This is a genomic window from Altericroceibacterium spongiae (assembly GCF_003610805.1).
Classification (GTDB): Bacteria; Pseudomonadota; Alphaproteobacteria; order Sphingomonadales; family Sphingomonadaceae; genus Altericroceibacterium; species Altericroceibacterium spongiae.
In genome coordinates this window covers 419137-440832 of record NZ_RAPF01000003.1, presented here as the reverse complement: position 1 = coordinate 440832, position 21696 = coordinate 419137, and the positions used below count along the sequence as shown (strand labels likewise).

The window sequence follows — 21696 nt, the reverse complement described above, 5'->3', positions numbered from 1 at the left end:
AAACTCAGGAAAGCTTGTATTGCTTCTGTCCGCCCGGCGTACCGTCCTTGGTTCCGCCGCTAATGGCAGGAGCCTTACCTTGTTCTCCGGAAGAAGCAGCGCTGATAAGTCTTGATTGCTCTTCATCGCCAAAGCGGCGCCATCCGTCAGGGCCAAGCCGTTCAAGCGGGCGATAGCGAATCTTGTACTGCATCTGGCGCGAGCCTTCGACCCAGTAGCCGAGATAGACATAGGGAAGGCCATCCTCCGCCGTCCGTCTGATGTGATCGAGGATGATATAATTCCCAAGCCCGCTGCGATCCTGTTGTTCCGGGTCGTAGAAACTATATATCATCGACAACCCGTCCTCCTGCCGGTCTGTCAGGCAGGCGCCGATTAAGCGCCCTGCTCCTCCCTCACCGTCAGGCTCCCGATATTCCGTAACAAATGTTGAGACTGGTGTATGTTCCACCATATCAGCAAAATCAATCTCATCCATGGTCGCCATGCCGCCTTCAGGATGACGAGTGCATAAATAACGACGCAGCAATTCAAACTGCTCGCTTGTTGCCCATGGCCGGCATTCGGTAACGATGAGATCGCTGTTGCGGCGTATATTGCGACGTTGAGTGGAAGATGGCTTGAACTCATCCGCCACGACGCGCACCGAAATGCATGCTTGGCAATTCTGGCAGCTCGGGCGATAGGCAACAGTCTGACTGCGACGAAAACCGATCCGTCCCAGAGCTTCATTCAGCTCCTGTGCCTGAGGTCCTTTAAGTTCTGTAAAAACCTTCCGCTCAGTCCGGTTCGCCAGATAAGGACATGGCGCCGGACTGGTCACAAAGAAACGCGGAAAGTTTGTCGGGGCCGTCACGATTTGGCGGTCCTCTCCATGAGTGGCACGTATCAGCGCCGATATAAAATCCCGGGAGTCCATATCGGCCTTCTCACAGACTCTTACCTGTTAATCGATCGGTTTGCAGAACTAATTTGTATCAATTTCCAGATTTGGGACAAGCTGCCCTTAATCCAGCTCCTGCTGTGTCACCGAGTAACCCTTGGCTTCCAGCGATGCGATAAGAGCGTCGATTTGGTCGTGATCGCGCGCCTCGCATTCAATATCGGTTACCAGCCCCTTGGCTGGCAAATTGGTGAAAATCCGCTGGTGGTAGATTTCCAGAATGTTGACCTGGTGCTTATCAAATTCGCGCATCACCTTAAACAGCGCGCCGGGACGATCCTGCAGGGAAATGCGCAAACGGGCCAGCCGCCCCGAACGGGCAAGATCGCGCAGCAACACATTAGCCAGCAATCGTGTATCGATATTACCGCCACACAGGACAAGACCGACATTCTTGCCCTTAAACATTTCGGGATAAGACATAACCGCGGCAAGACCCGCCGCACCAGCGCCCTCGACCACCGTCTTTTCGATCTGTAAACACAGAGAAACGGCACGTTCGAGTTCGGGCTCCTCGACCAGCACGATATCATCAACCAGATTCTCAATGATCTGTGACGTAAAAGCCCCCGGCTGCTTAACTGCGATCCCTTCCGCCAGCGTATCGCCGCCACAGGGTAAATCCTGATGCTTCACGCGGTCATACATAGAAGGATAAAGTTGTGCCTGAACGCCGATGATCCGCATATCTGGACGTCTATGGCGGGCCACGGTAGCCATGCCGGACATCAGCCCGCCGCCACCGATGGGTACCACGAGCGTATCGATATCCGGCGCATCGGTCAGCATTTCCAGCGCTACGGTGCCCTGCCCGGCAGCGACATCGGGATCGTCAAAAGGATGCACGAAAGTCAGCCCCAACTCCTGCTCCAGCTTACGGGCATGAGCATAAGCTTCGTCGAAATTCTCGCCCTCAAGCACGACATTACCACCCACCTGCTCGGTCTGCATCACCTTCACAGTTGGAGTCGTACGCGGCATTACAATAGTAACCGGCGCCCCAAGACGTGTGCCGTGATAAGAGAGACCCTGCGAATGATTGCCAGCCGATGCGGTAATAACACCTTTTTCTAGTGATTTAGGGTCAATCAGCAACAGCTTGTTGAGCGCCCCACGCTCCTTATAAGCTGCTGTAAACTGATGATTTTCAAATTTGAGCCAAATATTCGCACCGGTAATCTGCGACAAGGTACGACTATAAAGCGTCGGAGTGCGCATAACAGCACCCGCGATCCGATCTGCAGCGGCGCAGACATCTTCATATGTCAGCGCATCTTGTTTTGTATCTATCTGGCTCATGATCGGCGGCCCGTAGCCTAAAATGGCGTTCAAGGGAAACCCTCAGAACAGTAGCAGGATTGCTTTCCTTTCTCCAACACGTCAGATGGCCCCTATGACGCAAAGCAAACGCATCGCTTTTCTGGGGCTGGGTGTGATGGGATACCCTATGGCCGGACATCTCGCTCGCGCAGGACATCAGGTGACGGTTTACAATCGAACCGAAAACAAGGCGGAAGACTGGCTGACACGTCATCTGGAAGAAGGTCTTTCGGTCCATATGGCGGCCACCCCTGCGCAGGCAGCGATTGGTCAGCATATAGTCATCACCTGTGTCGGCAATGATCGCGATCTTGCGGAAGTGATGCTTGGCGACCAGGGCGCCCTCGCCTCAATGGATCGGGATGCCCTCTTCATCGATCACACGACTGTCTCACCCGCTATCGCACGGCAACTTGCCGAGACAGGAGCGAAGACCGGCGTTCTGACCGTGGACGCTCCCGTCTCGGGAGGACAGGCCGGTGCAGAGAATGGCAAACTCTCGATCATGTGCGGCGGCACGGAAGAAGCTCTGGCCGCAGCGATCCCGGTTATGGAAGCCTATGCCGCCCGGATCACTCACATTGGTGGAGCAGGAACCGGTCAGGCGACCAAGGCGGTCAACCAGATCTGTATTGCCGGAACACTTGCTGGTCTCTCCGAAGCGGTACGCTTCGCGCAAGCCAGCAGTCTCGACATGGGCAAAGTCCTCGAAGCGATTTCTGGCGGCGCTGCACAAAGCTGGCAGATGGAGAATCGCTGGAAAAATATGGCAGCGGGCGAATTCGATTTCGGTTTCGCCATAGACTGGATGCGCAAGGATCTCGCAATTGCACTTGCGGAAGGCGGTGCTCGCGGCCTCTCCATGCCGGTTACGGCTCTGGTCGACCAGTTTTATGCACAGGTTCAGGCTAAAGGCGGTGAGCGACAGGATACCAGTGCGCTCATTCGCCATCTGCCAGAGGCAAATGACTGATGATTGCCCGTCTGCTTGCCGGCACGGCGGCAATTTTGCCCGCCTTTTTTCCTGCGGTCGCGCTGGCCGATACGCTGGTCGACAATATTAATGGCATTTCGGTGGATCGCGACGGCGATGTGACGCAATTCACCGCCATGGTTATTGATGATGACGGGCGCATTGCCAAAATTCTCAAGCGAAAAGACAAACCGCCTAAAGAGGTTGAATATCGCGAAGATGGGCATGGACGGACAGTCATTCCCGGCCTGATCGATTCTCACGTCCATCTGATGGGCGTTGGCCTTGCAGCCCTGTCTCTCGACCTGTCGAACACACGCTCACTGGAAGAGGCACAGCGAAAAATCGCGGCCTATGCCGCGCGCTATCCCGACCGGCCATGGATTATCGGCCGCGGCTGGAATCAGGAAGCATGGGCCTTGGGACGCTTTCCTACCGCTGCAGAACTGGACGCGGCGGTCAGCGATCGGCCTGTCTTTCTCGAACGGGTAGATGGCCATGCCGGCTGGGCTAACAGCAAGGCGCTGGCGCTTGCCAGCATAACTGCCGAAACCGCCGATCCGGCGGGCGGACGGATCGAACGGATCGCCGCTTCACAAAAGCCCGCTGGCGTTCTGGTGGATGCGGCCATGGATCTGGTTCGTGAAGATGTACCACCGCCCCGCCCGGAAGACCGCGACCTTGCATTTTACAAAGCACAGCAAAGTTTCATTCGTCATGGCATAACCGCGGTCGCGGATATGGGTACATCCATCGAAGACTGGATGACCTATCGCCGTGCCGGAGACAGTGGCCGCCTTGCTATTCGTATCATGTCCTACGCGGCCAGCGTACCGGAAATGATCCTGATCGGCGGCACCGGCCCCACCCCATGGCTTTATGAAGACCGTCTACGTCTCAACGGGGTGAAGCTTTTTCTCGACGGCGCTCTTGGATCGCGCGGTGCATGGCTGAAGGCCCCTTATGCTGACGCGCCCGACAATACCGGCTTACAACTGCTCAATGGCACACAGTTGCGCAACTGGATGAGTCGAGCTGCCATGGATCATTTTCAGGTCGCCGTTCACGCCATTGGCGATGCCGCCAATGGGGAAGTGCTCGACGCCATCGAAGAAATGTCAGAAACATATAAGGGGGATCGGCGCTGGCGGATCGAACATGCACAGATCGTTGATCCAGCCGACATTTCCCGCTTTGGCGATCATGGCATAATCGCTTCCATGCAGCCCACACATCAGACATCGGACCGGGTCATGGCCGAAACACGTCTCGGCCCGGATCGGCTAGCCGGCGCCTATGCCTGGCGCTCCATCGAAAAAACCGGCGCACCGCTCGTTTTCGGGTCGGATGCACCGGTGGAGACACCGGACCCCTTCGCCGGCTGGGCAGCGGCAATGACCCGTCAGGACAAGCAGGGCCAGCCTTTCGGCGGCTGGCACCCCGAAGAGACGATTTCGCGCGAAAAGGCACTTGCAGCTTACACGGCTGGCGGTGCCTATGCCGGTTTTGCCGAAGGCCGTTTCGGGGAATTGGAAAAGGGTGAACGAGCCGATTTCCTCGTTCTTGATCGCGACCCGATGCTCAGCAGCGCACAAGACATTCGCAATATCACCGTACTGCAGACCTGGATCGGCGGGCATAAGGTCTATGATGCGAAAGAAGGTCAAACAGACGATCTGGAAGCCGATAATAGCGGACGTTAAAGCGCATTTTCCGGTCAGATAAGACGGTATTAATCCCTTTCCCGGCGTAGCAATTCCTCTTTAATCCGGCTGCCGAACGCATAGCCGCCGATCGATCCATCCGCGCGTATCACACGGTGGCAGGGGATCAGCACTGCGACCGGATTGGCGCCATTCGCACTACCCGCAGCTCGCATCGCTTTCGGATTCCCGACCGCTGCTGCCAGTTCGGCATAACTACGCGTTTCTCCATGTGGAATCTTGCGCAATTCAGCCCAGACCTTCTCCTGAAAAGCCGTGCCCTGAACATCGATAGGAATGTCGGATACGCTTCGCCCTTCCTCGACTGCAGCAACGACCTTGCGTACAATCTCTGCAAAAGCCTCACCGCCGCGCGCAAGCGTTGCATGAGGAAAAGTCCGGGCCAGATCATCCGAGGAAGTGTTGAATGCAAGGCGGCATACCCCTTTTTCACTCGCTGCCACCAGCATATCCCCAAGGGAGGTTTTGACCAGCGCCCATTGTATCACCATGCCCTCGCCGCCTTTCGCCCAAACCGAAGGTGTCATACCCAGCCTGCCTTCCATTGCTGCATAGAATCGGGACGGGCTCTCAAAACCCGCCCTATAGATAGCCTCGGTAACGCCGCAGCCTGTCTGCAAACTTTGTTCTGCCTTCGCCTGACGTAAAGCCCGTGCATACACGGCCGGAGACAGGCCTACGATACGTTTGAACAATTTTTGCAAATGCGATGGAGAATAGTTCACCTGCCGGGCCAGATCGTCCAGCGCATGCTTCGCCGGATCATCATGCAATAATTTCAGTACATATTCGACAGCAGTCCGGTCACGCATCACCTCATCCGGCCGACATCTTTTACAAGGCCGCAGCCCCGCCGCACGCGCTTCGTCCTCATTGGGAAAGAAACACATATTTTCAGGTTTCGGACGCCTGGCTGGACAACTGGGACGACAATAAATGCCCGTTGTCATGACCCCAACCACGAATCGCCCGTCCGCTTTTCTGTCCCGAGACAAAAAAGCGGCCTCCATCATGCAATCGGTTAAAAGATCACTGCTCACCATGGCATCTACTATAGAGAAAGTGCGAAAGAATGGCGTCCCGATTCTTGCGCTCAAACCAAAGGCAGGCAACAAAGGCCGCAATGACCGACAGAAAATTCCTTCAATCCACGCTCTGGCTCGCCAGCTTCATGTTTCTGGTGTGTCTTTTTCTGCCGGCGGGTCAGGCTGCCCGTGCTGAACCGTCCGATATCAATGCAGCCGCGCGTGGTGTGGTGCGCATCCTTATTGTCGAGCGTGATGGGAAGGAGGTTTACCCGGTTTCCCATGGCACAGGCTTTGCGATCACTCCCGAGCGAATTGTAACCAATGCCCATGTAGTCGAAGAAGCGCGCAATAATGCCGACCTCGCCATCGGCATCGTTCCTTCCGACGGTGGCAAGGCCGTTTATGGTCGCCTGCTTGCCGTTTCTCAGCGCAACGATCTTGCGCTTGTTGCCACAACCAGCTCCCTCAACCTGCCACCACTGACCCTTTCCGGGAACCCCGACAATGATTCCGGCCCCGTTACGGCTGTCGGCTACCCCATGAATGTCGACCGGGCCCAGGGGCTGGACATGAACGATATTTTCAAGGCCCAGCCGCCCGTTAAAAGCACAGGCTTTCTTTCCGGTGATCGCCCGACACGCGATTTCGACACATTGCTTCACACTGCCCCGATTGCCCGGGGTAATAGCGGCGGGCCTCTTCTGGATAATTGCGGGCGGGTAGTAGGAGTTAATTCCTTCGGTGCCGAAAGCGGCGGCGCAGATGCCGAATTTTTCTTCGCTGTATCCAACCGCGAATTACTGCCCTTTCTGCGAGCCAACAATATCACTCCGCAGGTCAATGGCTTGCCGTGCCGCAGCTTTGACGATCTGGATCAGGCCGAACAGGAACGCGCTCGTCAGGAACAGATGAATGCAAGACTTGCACAAGAAGACGAAGCCGCCGCTCTTTCACGGAGACGTTCTGATCTTCAGCGCCGGATGCAATATGAGCTAATACAGGAGCGCGATGATGGTATGGCGCTTGCCACATTTCTACTGGTGATTGCTTTTGGAGCGGGCGGTTTCGGGCTGATTTCCTACCAGCGCAACAATCATCGGCCGGCCTATATCGCTGGCGGTATCGCCATTGTCGCTCTCGCTGGTTCAGCCATAGCCTGGGCCGGACGCCCGAATTTCGATGAACTGGATGATCGTGTTGAACGGGCAATGCATGCCGAAGCCGATGCTGAAGCTCCCGGCCAAACTCTTACACCGGCGACAGAAGGGGCCCAAAAACTATCCTGCACGATCGATCTGTCGCGCAGCCGCGTCACTGGCTCCGTAGACGATCATGTCGATTTCACCTGGACTGCGGATGGTTGCGTCAACTCACGCACCCAATATGGCTTCGCCAATGGCAACTGGTCGCGCGTTCTCGTACCGAACACCGAAGCGAATGTCTCTGTGGCGAGCTACCGTCCTAATTCCCGTGAATATCGGGTGGATCGTTATCTGCTTGGCCACCAGGCAATGGATAAAGCCCGGTCCGCGCGCGCTGAATATAAAGCGCCGGAATGCGGAAGCGATGAAACCGCGATTACCGATTTTGGCAATCAGCAAAATACTGTATTATCAATGCTTCCTTCCAATCCTAACGAGCGACTGGTTTATACCTGTACAGCAAGTGCAAAATAGGAGCGTGACTATGCAATATTTTAGCCACACCCTGTTTCAATGCAGCAAATCGATATCCGAGTCGGGTTGCATCCCCTGCCCCTCGGTGGTAGTCGCGCGCCAGCCCTGCCGGGGAGCCTTTGGCATGCCTGTATTGCAGTGGCTGGATTTTCCGTTTCTTTCGGATAGTTGAGAGGGGTTTTTGCGTGGAGCTTTCCGCCGGTATTCAGGCCAGCCTAGCCGGGCGTTATGCCATGGCATTGTTCGACCTTGCTTCAGAAGCCGGGCATGTCACTGCAGTCGAATCCGATCTTGTCAAACTCCGGGAAGCGCTGACCGAATCAGCTGAACTTCGCGCACTTATCCGCAATCCGGAAATCAGTCGCGCCCAGCTGGGCAAGGTTATGAACGGCCTTGGCGAATTGCTGACGCTTTCCAACCTCACCAAAAATTTTCTCGGCGTACTGGCTGAAAATCGTCGCCTGTCCGAATTGCCTGCCATGATTCGTGCATTCCAAACGATCGCAGCAGCGCAACGCGGTGAAGTTACCGCCGATGTTGCAAGCGCCCACCCACTGACCGACGAACAGATCGCCTCGCTCGAACAAAAGCTGAAGGCGCGCGAAGGGCGTACAGTAAAGATTCACACGAGCGTTGATCCAGATCTTCTGGGCGGGCTCGTCGTCACTATCGGTTCCAAACGGATCGACAATTCGATCCGGACCCGTCTCAATACTCTCGCCCATGCGATGAAGGGCTGATGAAAGGCTGAACATGGAAATTCGCGCCGCAGAAATCTCCAAGGTCATTAAGGACCAGATCGCCAATTTCGGCACCGATGCACAAGTCAGCGAAGTCGGCTCGGTGCTGTCGGTGGGTGACGGCATTGCCCGCATCCACGGTCTCGACAATGTCCAGGCCGGTGAAATGGTCGAATTCGCCAATGGCATTAAGGGTATGGCCCTCAACCTCGAAGCCGACAATGTCGGCGTCGTGATCTTTGGTACGGACTCCGATATTAAAGAAGGTGACAGCGTCAAGCGGACGGGCACCATTGTGGACGTTCCCGTGGGTCGTGGCCTGCTCGGTCGTGTGGTCGACGCACTCGGCAATCCGATCGACGGCAAAGGCCCGATCGAATCCGACACGCGGAGCCGTGTCGAAGTCAAAGCCCCGGGCATTATTCCGCGTAAATCGGTTCATGAGCCCGTACAGACCGGCATTAAAGCCATTGATGCTCTGGTTCCGGTCGGTCGCGGTCAGCGTGAGCTGATTATCGGTGACCGTCAGACCGGTAAAACCGCCGTCGCCATCGACACCTTCATTAACCAGAAGGGCCCGAATGCCGGCGATGACGAAAATCAGAAACTTTACTGTATCTATGTTGCCGTGGGCCAGAAGCGCTCCACCGTTGCCCAGATCGTTCGCCAGCTCGAAGAAAACGGCGCGATGGAATATTCCATCGTCGTTGCTGCAACCGCTTCAGAACCGGCTCCACTCCAGTATCTCGCCCCCTATACCGGCTGCGCGATGGGCGAATTCTTCCGCGATAACGGTATGCATTCGCTGATCGTTTATGACGATCTTTCCAAACAGGCCAATGCTTATCGCCAGATGTCGCTGTTGCTGCGCCGTCCGCCGGGCCGTGAAGCCTATCCGGGTGACGTTTTCTATCTGCACAGCCGTCTGCTCGAACGCGCCGCCAAGCTCAATGATGACAATGGCTCGGGGTCGATGACGGCTCTGCCGATCATCGAAACACAGGCCGGTGACGTTTCTGCTTATATTCCGACCAATGTGATCTCAATCACCGACGGTCAGATCTTCCTGGAAACTGACCTGTTCTATCAGGGTATCCGCCCAGCTATTAATGTCGGCCTCTCGGTGAGCCGCGTGGGTGGTTCGGCTCAGACGAAGGCAATGAAAAAGGTCGCCGGTTCGATCAAGCTGGAACTGGCTCAGTATCGTGAAATGGCCGCTTTCGCTCAGTTCGGTTCGGATCTCGATCCGGCTACGCAGAAGCTGCTCAATCGCGGTGCGCGCCTGACCGAACTGCTTAAGCAGCCGCAATTCTCGCCTCTGCCTTTCGAAGAGCAGACCGTATCGATCTTTGCCGGCACCAATGGTTATCTCGATAGCCTGCCCGTTAATCAGGTTACGGAATATGAAGCAGAGATGCTCAGCTTCATGCGGGCTCAGCATGCCGATATTCTGAACGATATTCGCGAAAGCAAGAAGTTCGAAGGCGATGTGAAGGACCGCACGGTTGCGGCACTCGATACCTTCGCCAAGCAGTTCGCCTGATGAGCTATACCGTCTTTGCCACTATTCCCGTTAAACCCGAGCATCTTGATGATGCTCGGGAAGCGGTTGCGGCGATTGTGTCGCAAACAAAGGCAGAGACGGGATGTGAGCATTTCGAGCCTTGCCGCGCTGCGGACGGGTCGCCGAATATTTACATTTTCGAACGTTGGGCAGATCGCGCAGCTTTCGACTATCACCATGCTCAGGATTATACGCGTGACGTTTTCACCAAATATGAAAACTGGTTGCGGGACGATCCAAAGCTGGTCGAAGTAACGGAGCTTAAGGACTGACATGGCCAGTCTCAAGGAACTCAAAGGTCGGATCAACTCGGTCAAATCGACCCAGAAGATCACCAAGGCCAAGCAGATGGTCGCCGCGGCCAAGCTGCGCAAGGCGCAGGCGGCTGCCGAAGCGGCGCGCCCTTATGCCGAGCGTCTGGCTACGGTGATGGGCAGTCTCGCCGCAAAGGTTGGCGGGCAGGACGGCGCGCCCAAGCTGCTTGCCGGAACCGGCTCGGATCAACGACACCTGCTGGTGGTCGTCAACACCGACAAAGGCCTGTGCGGCGGTCTCAACGCTAATATTGTACGCGCTGCGTCAGCCAAGGCACGCCAGCTGATAGAAGACGGCAAGCAGGTTGAATTCTATCTTGTCGGCAAGAAAGGCCGTGCGCCGCTGAAACGCAATTTCCCGGATCGTATCGGTCAGCATTTCGACACATCCACGGTGCGTGATCCCGGTTTTGAAGAAGCCGAAGCGGTTGCGGACGAGCTGCTCGAAATGTTCGAGGCCGGCAAATACGATATTGCGCATCTGATTTACCCGACGTTCAAATCGGCACTGGTGCAGGACCCAACGGTTCAGCAACTCGTTCCCGTTCCCACTCCCGAAGTGGAAACCGGTTCGGGCGATGCCGTGGTCGAATATGAACCGGGTGAAGAGGAAATCCTCGAAGAATTGCTGCCGCGTTATATTCGCACGCAGATTTTCGGCGGACTGCTCGAAGTTGCAGCATCGGAACAGGGTGCATCCATGACCGCGATGGACAACGCCACACGCAATGCAGACGACCTCATAAACGACCTCACCATTCAGTATAACCGCAGCCGTCAGGCCGCGATCACCACTGAACTGATCGAAATTATTGCGGGCGCCGAAGCGCTCTAAGGCATCAACCTAAGGAAGAATCCATGGCTACCGCCCCCGTGTTAAACCAGACTACCAATGGCACGATCAGCCAGGTTATCGGCGCCGTTGTTGACGTGATTTTCGAAGGCGAACTGCCCTCCATTCTGTCGGCTCTCGAAACCGACAATAATGGCAAGCGCCTTGTGCTCGAAGTGGCACAGCATCTCGGTGAAAACACCGTTCGCTGCATTGCCATGGACGGTACTGACGGCCTCACCCGCGGCCAGAAAGTCAGCAATACCGGTCAGCAGATTTCCGTACCGGTCGGCCCCAAAACACTGGGCCGCATCATGAATGTGGTCGGTGAACCGATCGACGAGCGCGGCCCGGTGGGTGCCGAACAAACCGCTCCGATCCATGCCGAAGCTCCGGAATTCGTGGAACAGTCCACCGAGGCCGCCATTCTTGTGACGGGCATCAAGGTCATCGATCTTCTCGCCCCTTACGCTCGCGGCGGTAAGATCGGCCTGTTCGGCGGCGCCGGTGTGGGCAAAACCGTTCTTATTCAGGAACTCATCAACAACATCGCGAAGGGCCACGGCGGTGTTTCGGTTTTCGCCGGTGTTGGTGAACGTACCCGCGAAGGGAACGACCTTTATCACGAATTCCTCGATGCCGGCGTTATCGCCAAGGATGAGGAAGGCAATGCAATTTCCGACGGGTCGAAAGTGGCTCTCGTCTACGGCCAGATGAACGAACCGCCGGGGGCTCGTGCCCGCGTTGCTCTGTCGGGCCTGACCATGGCGGAATATTTCCGCGACCAGGAAGGCCAAGACGTCCTGTTCTTCGTGGACAACATCTTCCGCTTCACGCAGGCCGGTTCCGAAGTGTCCGCTCTGCTTGGCCGTATTCCTTCGGCCGTGGGCTACCAGCCGACTCTCGCCACCGATATGGGGCAGTTGCAGGAGCGTATTACGTCGACCAGCAAGGGTTCGATCACGTCTGTGCAGGCCATTTACGTGCCGGCCGATGACTTGACCGACCCGGCACCGGCAACCTCCTTCGCCCACCTCGATGCGACGACCGTGCTTAACCGTGCGATTTCCGAACTCGGCATCTATCCGGCGGTTGACCCGCTCGATTCTACCAGCCGCGTTCTTGAACCGCGTGTGGTCGGCAACGACCATTATGAGACGGCTCGTAAAGTTCAGGAAACGCTGCAGAAATATAAGTCGTTGCAGGACATCATCGCCATTCTCGGCATGGATGAACTGAGCGAAGAAGATAAGCTGACCGTGCAGCGCGCCCGTAAAATCCAGCGCTTCCTGTCGCAGCCTTTCCATGTGGCCGAAGTCTTTACCGGTATCCCCGGTAAGTTCGTGCAGCTCGAAGACACGATCAAGAGCTTCAAGGCAGTGGTCGAAGGTGAATATGATCACCTTCCCGAAGCAGCTTTCTACATGGTGGGCGGCATCGACGAAGCGGTCGAAAAAGCCAAGAAGCTGGCCGAGGAAGCCTAAGCACAATGGCTCTTCACTTCGAACTCGTCACCCCGGCCAAGCTGGTCCGTTCCGAGGAAGTCCACATGGTGGTTGTCCCCGGCATGGAAGGCGAATTCGGGGTGCTGGAAGGCCACGCGCCTTTCATGTCGACCATCGCTGACGGCACGGTGCAGATTTTCAAAAGCGCCGGTGGTCAGCCGGAAGAAATTCAGGTTCGCGGCGGCTTTGCCGAAGTGGGCGACAAAGGTCTCACTCTTCTTGCCGAGCATGTCGAAGACTGATCGACTGATGACAGTCGAGTTTCGGAAAAGGGCTGCCCCTCTGTGGGCGGCCCTTTTCATTTTGAGCTTGGATCGAGCCTGGCATGAGCCCAGTCATCCATTCTCGGAAAGAAGAGCCATGAGATATTTGCTGTTGGGAATTACGCTCGTCGCCCTGCCCAGCCTTTCGTTCGCGGCGGGAACAGATCAACGCACACCGCTTGAGCGAGGCTTCGATGGAGCATTGCACGTCTGCGAGAACTGGATTCTTGATCCTCAACAATGGGTAGAGAATCCTAAAAATCTCATCGAGCAAGCTGGCCTTGGCGCCGAAATGGGCATGGTGGATGATGTTCCCGATATTGCCCTGCCGCCGCCTTCCTGGCGACAGAATACCATCTATTGGCGGATCAACTCCACGCTCACGGGCGGTTATATACTGGTAACCTCCACCACTCTTCCGATCTGCCACATCACCGGCGGTGCACGGAAGGACGATCTGTACCCTGTTGTAAAATCGGTGCTGACTTCGGCTGATTTTCAGGAACGGTGGAGCAAGATCGATCAACGACGGGAAGGAGATATGACCAGCATAACCTATCGTTCCGTTAGCGATCCGAATTTTACTCTCACAGTCAGCCACCCCAGCGAATCCGGTGGCAGCCTGGATCGCGTTCAGGTCCTCGCTTCGGCACAATATGCCGTTCCCAACTGAGTGAGGGCAAAAAGAAAGCCCGGTCTGGAAGACCGGGCTGAATAAGTTGGGAGAGGATGCCTGAAAGGCCCATTCCGTATGGGTGAGCTGCGGGATTCGCACAAACGACTTAACTGCAAATAGTGTTGCACGTTTTGCAACATATTTTATAAGATATTGAAAATAAAAATTTTTAAGCCGCTGCGGCAGCTAATCGATATAAGAAACTGTTTTTCACAGAGATTACAGCGATCACAGGGCTTGCCCACACCCCCCCAACAAATGAAGCCGGCTTATAGCAGGTAAAAAGAAAGCCCGGCCAAAAGACCGGGCTGAATAAGTTTGGGAGAGGATGCCTGAAAGGCCCGTTCCGTATGGGTGAATTGCGGGATTCGTACAAACGACTTAACTGCAAATCGTGTTGCACGTTTTGCAACACGTGCGGTTTGCTAACGCTTCCGCCGTGTAGGAGCATGGAAGTCAGGCGGTTTGTCTGCAATCCAGTGAAGAAAGCGCTGAATATCGGTATTTTCAAGCAGGGGCTCCCGCGCCCCTTTTATCCGGGCCAGTTGCGCATTCGTGAAATGGATATGGATCGTCCGATGGCAAATCGGGTGAAGCGGGACGGTTACAGTGCCGCGCTTGGCCTTGGGAATGGTATGATGCCATTGCAGCCGGGTCCCGATGGCCCGGCCGCATAACCAGCATTTTAGCATGTCAGGTGAAACCGGCATAGCTCAGCTATTCTTGCTATGCCGTCCGCTCCACCAGAGATAGAGCCCAGCTCCAACGATCAGAGTTGCACCGAGTAAACTCAGCGCATCGGGAACATCGCCAAAGAAGATCCAGCCGAGCAGAACAGCAGTCAGAAGCTGTCCATAAGTCATCGGAGCAACCGCCGCAGCGCCCGCCCTGGTAGTTCCGAGATAAATGAACAGATGCGCTGTTGTCGCACTGCAGGCGATAAAGGCGCAGCGGGCAAAGACATGCCAGGCCGGCCAGTGCATGTGCAGCGCGGGCAATCCGCTGAAATGGCCGATCAGCGTTGCGCCGATCAGTAAGACAGAAGCTGTGATAGAGAGATAGACCTGCATGGCAAAAGTGCCTGCTGCACCTGCTGTGGCACGATTGGTGGTGATCAGTACCGCCATTCCCAAAGCGGAAGCGAGCGGCAGCAAAGCGGCCATGCCGAGAACGAGAAAGTTGGGCCGCAGCACAATGACCACCCCTGTAAAAGCCACAAGAGTTGCAATGATGGCAGGTTTGCGCAGTCTCTCTCCCAGACACAATGCCGCCAGCAAAGCTGTGAGCATGGGTTGTGTAAAGGTAATCGTAATGGCTTCGCCCAGAGGCATCACCCATACGGCAGCAAATATAGCGATGCTTCCCACAGCAACGCCGCCACCTCTCAGCCATTGCATCCCGGGGCGCGGCATATGCAATATCGCATTCCACCCTTCGCGATGCACCAGAACAGCCGACATTCCGATAGCCGCCAGAGCATATCGCGTGGCAGCCATGGCGGTTGGCGGCCACATACCGGCCATTCCCTTGATGATCGCATCACCCACTGCAAGCAGGGAAAAACCGGCCAGCACATAAAGCAGCCCGGCCCGTTCGGAGTGTTGCGCCATCATTGTCCTCTATTTTCTGCCACGCCCGACCCACTTGGCGGAAAGGGTTCACTGGGCAGACCTAACCATATTCGCAAGCGCGACAAGCCTTGCCTGTCCCTTGAGTTGAAATGACGGTAAATTAGGGAACTTTCAAAGTTTCTGCCTTATTCACCCTTTTGTTCAGGAGAATATAAGCCATACCGTTCAAAGAGGAACGCCATATATTTATGGCTGAATAGCTTGGAAACAATCAGGATTTGAGTGAATGAACGGTTTCGGACGCAAGAACGGCACAGGCACGGTAAAGCCGGCTTCGCGACCGAATTTCGGCATTGCCCGACCAATGAAGGAACCTGCATCCGGATCACGCGAAAAACGGCCTGAAAGCGACCCTCTGACACCCGGTGGCCCCGGAGCCGCAGGAAGTGAGCCTCACCAGGCGCCTGCCGTAAATGATGCTTTATCCCGTCTGGCCGAGCGCGCCAACGCGGCCGATGAAAGTGTCGCTGAAATCGGTGGATTTGAAGCCAGTGTTCACCGAATCAAAGAACAGGTTCTTCCCCGTCTCCTCGAAAGAGTCGATCCCGAAGCCGCTTCCACACTTTCCAAGGAGGAATTGTCCGAAGAATTCCGGCCTATCATCATGGAAGTGCTTACCGAGCTGAAAATCACGCTCAACCGGCGTGAACAGTTCGCACTCGAAAAAGTGCTGATCGATGAATTGCTTGGTTTCGGTCCGCTGGAGGAATTGCTGCAAGATCCTGATGTCACCGACATCATGGTCAATGGCCCGGACCAGACCTATGTCGAGCGCAAGGGCAAGTTGCAGCTCGCGCCCATTCGCTTCCGGGATGAACAGCACCTGTTCCAGATTGCTCAGCGTATCGTCAACCAGGTAGGTCGCCGGGTAGATCAGACCACGCCGCTTGCCGATGCCCGCCTTAAAGATGGCAGCCGTGTAAATGTCATTGTCCCGCCGCTCAGCTTGCGTGGCACGGCCATTTCGATCCGCAAGTTTTCCGAGAAGCCGATTACGCTCGATATGCTGATGGGTTTCGGCTCGATGGATGATAAAATGTGCACCGCGCTCAAGATTGCCGGAGCCTGCCGGATGAATGTGGTGATTTCGGGCGGGACCGGTTCTGGCAAAACGACGATGCTCAATGCTCTGTCCAAGATGATCGATCCGGGGGAACGCGTGCTAACGATTGAGGACGCAGCCGAGCTGCGCCTTCAGCAGCCGCACTGGCTGCCACTCGAAACCCGCCCGCCCAATCTCGAAGGACAAGGTGAAATCACCATTGGCGACCTGGTGAAAAATGCGCTGCGTATGCGTCCGGACCGGATTATTCTGGGAGAAATCCGTGGTGCAGAATGTTTCGATCTGCTCGCTGCGATGAATACAGGGCATGACGGATCGATGTGCACGCTCCACGCCAACTCTCCGCGCGAATGCCTCGGACGTATGGAAAATATGATCATGATGGGGGATATTAAGATACCCAAGGAAGCCATCAGCCGCCAGATTGCCGAAAGTGTCGATCTGATCGTACAGGTCAAGCGCCTGCGCGACGGTTCGCGCCGCACCACCAACATTACCGAAGTGATCGGCATGGAAGGCGACGTGATCGTGACGCAGGAACTCTTCAAGTTCGAATATCTCGATGAAGATGAGGAAGGGAAGATCATCGGCGAATTCCGGTCTTCCGGCCTGCGCCCCTACACACTCGAAAAAGCCCGCCAGTTCGGTTTCGATCAGGCCTATCTCGAAGCCTGTCTCTGATCGCATCAGGGAGCGAACCAGCTCTTTACTGCCATCGTCAGCAGGGCCGTGCCTAAAAAGGCCATCAGAACGAAGATCGTAGTCCAAGGCATCCAACCCACCGCGTCGATCACCTTGCGTCTGTGCCGGCGCCATTCAGCCAGCATCGCAATCAAGGCAACAAACAGGCAAGCCCCGCCCCATACGGCCAGCAATGTGGCATCGCTGGCAAAGAGCAGAAAGTCCGGTTCGTGCGGCATGCTCGGCGATATGGCGGCTTGCTATCTATGCGGCAAGTCTTGCTGACGAGACAATTCATCTCAGCGCTTGATTGCCTGCCTGTTCTGCCTAAGGGAAAGCCTAATGACCCTTTCCGAAAACCGTGATCGGCCGGTTCTGGCCCTGATAATCCGGCTCGGCGCCATTGCCGCGCTGGCCACGATGTCAGCCCTCATCAAAGTCGCGGGCGAACATCATATCAATCTGCTGGAAATCCTGTTCTGGCGGCAATTCATCGCTTTGCCGATCATTCTCCTCTGGCTCATTCCCACAACAGGGGTTTCAGCCCTCGCTACCAGCCATCCGGGGAAGCATGCCCGCCGCGCGGTTTACGGTCTGATCGGCATGATGCTCAATTTCGGCGGTGTGATGCTGCTCCCGCTCGCCGAGGCGACGACGATGAGCTTCACTGCGCCGATCTGGGCCGTGATTCTTTCCATGCTTCTGCTCAAGGAAAAAATCGGCCTCTACCGTTGGGCTGCCGTCATCTTCGGCTTTGCCGGTGTACTCATCATTGCGCAGCCGGGTGGAAGCCATCTGCCCCTCGTTGGTGCCGCTGTGGCCCTCGCAGGTGCTTTTATGGTCGCGTTGATCTCCATTCAGATCGCCGATCTCAACAAGACCGAAAAACCGCTTACCATCGTCTTCTGGTTTGCAACATTCAGCAGTGTGGCTATGATTTTTCCGCTATTTTTCGTCTTTACGAAACACAGCACTTTCGAATGGCTGCTTCTGCTCGGTATCGGCATTTCAGGGACGACAGGCCAGATATTGCTCACCTCTGCACTGCGCTTCGGCAAGGTCGCCAGCGTCATCGTGATGGACTATTCCGCACTTTTCTGGGCCACAATCTATGGCTGGTTGATCTGGCAAACCCTGCCTCCGGCCAGCACCTGGATCGGCGCCCCCCTGATCATCGCAGCTGGCATGGTTATCGCGTGGCGTGAACACTTTCTGGCACGAGTCGGACGTCGCACCAGATCTTCCTGAAGCGGAACCTAAATCGTTGAAGACAGTTTTTCTTCTGATAATAGCAGACGAAGGATCTCGATCATGTCGCGTAAAATCATTCTGGCTGTAACAGCCGGCCTCATGGCCCTGACGGCGACCGCCTGCAATACTGTGCGGGGAGCCGGGGCGGATCTCGAATCCGCAGCGAACTCCGTTGATGATGCCACCTGAGCGCTAAACAAGCACGATAATAGAAAAGGTCTGCTGCGCATGATGAATGCCGGCAGGCCTTTCTATTTCGTGCCCTGCTTACGATAGATGAGGGTCAAATTATTAGCTGGCATAGCCACCCTTCTCGTGCGTTCCAGCCCATTTCGTTCTGCCAGGCGATCCATTGCTCCGATAGGCCGCAATCCCCATTCCATGTTCCGCGCCTTGAGTGAGGCGTCGAATTCCAGATTAGAGCGTGCCGTTTCTACATCGGGTTCAAGATACGGGCCATACAAAATAAGAGGAGCGCCTTGTGGCAACAGCCGCCCCGCCGCTTTCATGAGCCCCTCACTCGCGGCCCAACGGCTGATATGAACCATATTAATGCAGAGCATGGCCGACAGAGCGCATTCCGGCCATTCCTCTTCTCCGGCATCCAGTGCAATCGGTAATGCCAGGTTGGCCAGTTCGCTTTCCTTCTGCCACGCAACAATCGAAGCGCGTGCTCCAGCATCCGGATCACTTGGTTGCCAATGAAGCTCTGGGAATCTCTCGGCAAAGTAGACGGCGTGCTCACCTGTCCCGCTCGCAACTTCCAGCACCATTCCACTGTCGGGCAGTTCTTCTGCCAGAATGGCAGTAAGCGGTTCCCTGTTGCGAGCTACAGCAGGTGCGTTCCTCTTCATGACAGAATCTCTTACTTTTCAAAATTTCGAGCCTGACGGCAAATGGCATCATACTCATGAACGAAACGACCTGCTTCCTTCTCGCAAGTCAGTTGCAGAGCAGCGTGGGCAACTTGCTCACCTTTTATCGAATGATAGCGGCGTGCAAATCCTCGACAGAACAAATCGCTTAAAGGACTCAAACTTATGGCCAGCCTCTCGCCAAAACGACGTTCGGGGCTTCTTGCGCCTCGCAACAGACCGGGACGAATACAGTCAATCCTTTGAAAGTTTAAGCGATTTAATGTTTGTTCCACTTCACCTTTTACACGCAAATAGAAATTTTTGCTCCGGGCATCCGCTCCAGCCGAGGAAATGACGATAAACTGCCGCGCCCCTGCAGCACAGGCAGCTTTCGCGACATTCAAAACCATATCCTGATCGACCGAGCGAAATTCCGCTTCACTCCGCCCGGCTTTTGTCCATGTAGTCCCTAACGCGCAGATGATACTATCGGGTGCTGTGCGGGCTATTACTTCAGGCCATTGGAGTGGATCGGCTATTCGCATTTCCATATGTACCCCCTTCGGCAATGGGGCTTCTCGCCGACACAGGGCTGCTAGATTCCACTCATTACGCTGCAACAAAGCGTAAATAACGCATCTACCGATCAGACCAGTGGCTCCGACCAGCAAAACGCGCGGTCTGTCAGACATTTGACAGCCCTTCCGGCGTCTTGCCGAATATTTTTCCATATTGGTTCATTGCATACCGATCCGTCATTCCTGCAATAAAATCAAGAATGTGGCGGCTACGACCCGGCTCGTGTTCAGGAGCATTATTCGACCAGTCGGCTGGCATTAACGAAGAATCGGCATGATAGGCACCGAAGAGACCGCCAATCACATCTTTCGCGCGTTGCGATGTTGCCAGCTGCTCAGAATGATAATACAGATTTTCATACATGAAAGCCTTGAGCTGCCTCTCCTGTACTGCCATTTCAGGAGAGAAGCAGGCCAGCTGCCGACCGGCTTCACGAATGTCTGATATCGTGTTCTGTCCATCGAGATTACGACGAGTCTGTGTAATTAGGTCATTAACCATGAGGCCGATCTGACCGCGCACCAGTTCACGCAGTTGCGTATCACGCGGGGCATCCGGAAAACGCCTTTCGACATCGCGCCACTGATCAGCAACGAAATCGAGTGCCAATAGCTGATCGAGTTCGAGAAAACCCGCCCGCAACCCGTCATCGATGTCGTGATTATCGTAAGCTATGTCATCCGCCAGCGCGGCCACCTGCCCTTCGAGAGAGCTCCATTCCTGCAATTCAAGCGGAAAGTCCCGGTCCAGCTCAGCCAGCGCCCACCCAGGCTGTTTTACCGGTCCATTATGCTTCGCGAGACCTTCCAACAATTCCCATGTGAGATTGAGTCCGACATGATCGCAATAAGGCCGTTCAAGCCGCATCAATGTTCGCAAACAATGCGCATTGTGATCAAAGCCGCCAAAATCTATTGTTGCTTCATTGAGCGCATCCTCCCCAGCATGGCCAAAAGGAGGATGACCGATATCGTGAGCGAGACACAGAGCTTCAGTGAGATCTTCATCAAGGCACAGCGTTCGCGCAATAACGCGGCCAATCTGGGCGACTTCAAGACTATGGGTAAGGCGCACACGATAATGATCGCCATCAGGGGCTATAAAAACCTGCGTTTTCCCCGCTAGTCGCCGGAACGCAATAGAATGAATAATCCGGTCCCGGTCACGCTGAAACTCGCTGCGCGGACCGCGCGCTCCACCCCGTTTTTCAGGAAATTCCCTTCCGCGGGAGCGAGAAGGATCGGCGGCATAAGGCGCTGAACTCATGCGTGTTCGCTAAAGGCTGGGTGACGGCTTGGCAATGCCAGACTTGAAACCCAGCAGCCACACCGGCCATCAGAGAAAATCAATCACTGGCCAGAAGCCACTCGGCTGCCTTTTCCGCATGGATGCGTGTACTGTCATAGATCGGCAGAACATTAGCATCGACATCAACAATCTGTTCCAGTTCCGTGCAGGCAAGCACAATAGATTCGATGCCTTCCTGCTCTTTCACAGTAATCATCGTCTTGAGCTGCCTCTCAGCATCGCGCGTCACTTTACCGATCATCAGTTCTTCATAAATGATACGATCAAGCTGCTCGAGATTCTCGAGATTCGGTGGCGCCAGATCTATACCATGAGCCACCAGCCTCTCACGAAAGAAACTCTCGGTCATGACATTACTGGAGCCAATCAAGGCAGAATTGGTAATGCCATCCGCCTTCATCCTTTCCCCAACGCAATCGGCTATATGAAAGATCGGAACCTCAACTGCGTCGCATATGCGATCATAAACGCGGTGCATGGAATTGGCTCCAATGATTAAAGCTTCTGCCCCTGCCTGCTCCAAGCGTTTTGCTGAATCCGTCAGAATACCGGCTGCGTTCTCCCAGTCCTGATCCGATTCCATCGCATAGAGTCGAGAGAAATCCAGACTCTCAATCAGTAATGGTGCACTGGAACGCCGATCCTTTCTGGCCTGCACGATCTGATTGATATGAGTGTAATAAGTACCGGTGGAGACCCAGCTCATTCCACCAATCAGACCCAGCTTACGCAATGCACAATTCCTTCGCTACTTCGCCTGACCGACGT

Annotated in this window: 23 protein-coding genes and 1 pseudogene; 14 read left to right on the top strand and 10 right to left on the bottom strand. The window is 55.4% G+C overall.

Annotation, left to right across the window (positions count from 1 at the left end; all coding sequences use genetic code 11):
• Positions 1-4 precede the first annotated feature (4 nt).
• A complete protein-coding gene (locus D6851_RS08085) occupies positions 5-856 on the bottom strand; it encodes an arginyltransferase (protein WP_120324454.1) in 852 nt (283 codons plus the stop codon).
• A 150-nt stretch (positions 857-1006) separates the two neighbouring features.
• Entirely contained in the window at positions 1007-2242 is a 1236-nt protein-coding gene (locus tag D6851_RS08080; protein WP_120324453.1) for a threonine ammonia-lyase, read from the bottom strand.
• Between the two features lie 94 nt (positions 2243-2336).
• Between D6851_RS08080 and D6851_RS08075 the strand changes: the two genes are divergently transcribed.
• Both D6851_RS08075 and D6851_RS08070 read left to right on the top strand, forming a co-directional pair.
• Entirely contained in the window at positions 2337-3236 is a 900-nt protein-coding gene (locus tag D6851_RS08075) for an NAD(P)-dependent oxidoreductase (protein WP_120324363.1), read from the top strand.
• Complete coding sequence (locus D6851_RS08070; RefSeq protein ID WP_120324362.1) at positions 3236-4939, top strand: amidohydrolase; 1704 nt, start codon at positions 3236-3238, stop codon at positions 4937-4939. The genes D6851_RS08075 and D6851_RS08070 overlap by 1 nt, the downstream gene beginning before the upstream one ends.
• Positions 4940-4968: 29 nt before the next feature.
• Here D6851_RS08070 and D6851_RS08065 read toward each other — a convergent pair whose 3' ends face one another.
• Entirely contained in the window at positions 4969-5772 is an 804-nt protein-coding gene (locus tag D6851_RS08065) for a bifunctional transcriptional activator/DNA repair enzyme AdaA (RefSeq protein ID WP_338014743.1), read from the bottom strand.
• 18 nt (positions 5773-5790) lie between these two features.
• Positions 5791-5970: pseudogene (locus tag D6851_RS18280) on the bottom strand (Ada metal-binding domain-containing protein); the annotation flags it as partial.
• A 113-nt stretch (positions 5971-6083) separates the two neighbouring features.
• Between D6851_RS18280 and D6851_RS08060 the strand changes: the two are divergent.
• The 9 genes from D6851_RS08060 to D6851_RS18275 all read left to right on the top strand — a co-directional run bounded on the left by D6851_RS08060 (position 6084) and on the right by D6851_RS18275 (position 14235).
• Positions 6084-7664: a S1C family serine protease gene (locus D6851_RS08060; RefSeq protein ID WP_238473991.1), complete on the top strand. Its 1581-nt coding sequence runs from the start codon at positions 6084-6086 to the stop codon at positions 7662-7664.
• A 185-nt stretch (positions 7665-7849) separates the two neighbouring features.
• Positions 7850-8404, top strand: a complete 555-nt coding sequence (locus D6851_RS08055; RefSeq protein ID WP_120324360.1) for a F0F1 ATP synthase subunit delta — start codon at positions 7850-7852, stop codon at positions 8402-8404.
• 13 nt (positions 8405-8417) lie between these two features.
• The gene (gene atpA, locus D6851_RS08050) at positions 8418-9947 is read left to right on the top strand and encodes a F0F1 ATP synthase subunit alpha (RefSeq protein WP_120324359.1); all 1530 of its coding nucleotides are present in this window, start codon (positions 8418-8420) and stop codon (positions 9945-9947) included.
• A complete protein-coding gene (locus tag D6851_RS08045; protein ID WP_120324358.1) occupies positions 9947-10240 on the top strand; it encodes a putative quinol monooxygenase in 294 nt (97 codons plus the stop codon). Before atpA ends, D6851_RS08045 begins: the two co-directional genes overlap by 1 nt.
• 1 nt (position 10241) lies before the next feature.
• Complete coding sequence (locus D6851_RS08040; RefSeq protein ID WP_120324357.1) at positions 10242-11117, top strand: F0F1 ATP synthase subunit gamma; 876 nt, start codon at positions 10242-10244, stop codon at positions 11115-11117.
• A gap of 23 nt (positions 11118-11140) precedes the next feature.
• Entirely contained in the window at positions 11141-12598 is a 1458-nt protein-coding gene (gene atpD, locus D6851_RS08035; protein ID WP_120324356.1) for a F0F1 ATP synthase subunit beta, read from the top strand.
• A 5-nt stretch (positions 12599-12603) separates the two neighbouring features.
• On the top strand, positions 12604-12861 hold the full coding sequence (locus D6851_RS08030) for an ATP synthase F1 subunit epsilon (RefSeq protein WP_120324355.1): 258 nt from the start codon (positions 12604-12606) through the stop codon (positions 12859-12861).
• 118 nt (positions 12862-12979) lie between these two features.
• Complete coding sequence (locus tag D6851_RS08025) at positions 12980-13555, top strand: hypothetical protein (protein ID WP_120324354.1); 576 nt, start codon at positions 12980-12982, stop codon at positions 13553-13555.
• A gap of 452 nt (positions 13556-14007) precedes the next feature.
• Complete coding sequence (locus D6851_RS18275; RefSeq protein WP_183030028.1) at positions 14008-14235, top strand: hypothetical protein; 228 nt, start codon at positions 14008-14010, stop codon at positions 14233-14235.
• Positions 14236-14271: 36 nt separating this feature from the next.
• On the opposite strand, the gene D6851_RS08015 is transcribed toward D6851_RS18275, so the two are convergent.
• On the bottom strand, positions 14272-15171 hold the full coding sequence (locus D6851_RS08015) for a DMT family transporter (protein WP_238473989.1): 900 nt from the start codon (positions 15169-15171) through the stop codon (positions 14272-14274).
• Positions 15172-15415: 244 nt separating this feature from the next.
• Between D6851_RS08015 and D6851_RS08010 the strand changes: the two genes are divergently transcribed.
• Positions 15416-16933: a TadA family conjugal transfer-associated ATPase gene (locus D6851_RS08010; RefSeq protein WP_120324353.1), complete on the top strand. Its 1518-nt coding sequence runs from the start codon at positions 15416-15418 to the stop codon at positions 16931-16933.
• A 5-nt stretch (positions 16934-16938) separates the two neighbouring features.
• Here the strand turns inward: D6851_RS08010 and D6851_RS08005 are convergent, their stop codons facing one another.
• Complete coding sequence (locus D6851_RS08005; protein ID WP_120324352.1) at positions 16939-17172, bottom strand: hypothetical protein; 234 nt, start codon at positions 17170-17172, stop codon at positions 16939-16941.
• A 103-nt stretch (positions 17173-17275) separates the two neighbouring features.
• On the opposite strand from D6851_RS08005, the gene D6851_RS08000 reads away from it, so the two are divergent.
• Both D6851_RS08000 and D6851_RS18200 read left to right on the top strand, forming a co-directional pair.
• Entirely contained in the window at positions 17276-18181 is a 906-nt protein-coding gene (locus D6851_RS08000) for a DMT family transporter (protein ID WP_120324351.1), read from the top strand.
• A gap of 63 nt (positions 18182-18244) precedes the next feature.
• Entirely contained in the window at positions 18245-18373 is a 129-nt protein-coding gene (locus D6851_RS18200; RefSeq protein ID WP_274379050.1) for a hypothetical protein, read from the top strand.
• A gap of 62 nt (positions 18374-18435) precedes the next feature.
• Here the strand turns inward: D6851_RS18200 and D6851_RS07995 are convergent, their stop codons facing one another.
• The 4 genes from D6851_RS07995 to D6851_RS07980 form a co-directional block, all read right to left on the bottom strand.
• The gene (locus D6851_RS07995) at positions 18436-19038 is read right to left on the bottom strand and encodes a DUF938 domain-containing protein (RefSeq protein WP_120324350.1); all 603 of its coding nucleotides are present in this window, start codon (positions 19036-19038) and stop codon (positions 18436-18438) included.
• An 11-nt stretch (positions 19039-19049) separates the two neighbouring features.
• Positions 19050-19733, bottom strand: a complete 684-nt coding sequence (locus D6851_RS07990) for an NAD(P)H-binding protein (RefSeq protein ID WP_120324349.1) — start codon at positions 19731-19733, stop codon at positions 19050-19052.
• On the bottom strand, positions 19726-20886 hold the full coding sequence (locus D6851_RS07985; protein ID WP_120324348.1) for a deoxyguanosinetriphosphate triphosphohydrolase: 1161 nt from the start codon (positions 20884-20886) through the stop codon (positions 19726-19728). Before D6851_RS07985 ends, D6851_RS07990 begins: the two co-directional genes overlap by 8 nt.
• Before the next feature lie 79 nt (positions 20887-20965).
• Entirely contained in the window at positions 20966-21661 is a 696-nt protein-coding gene (locus D6851_RS07980; protein ID WP_120324347.1) for an aspartate/glutamate racemase family protein, read from the bottom strand.
• Positions 21662-21696: the final 35 nt, after the last annotated feature.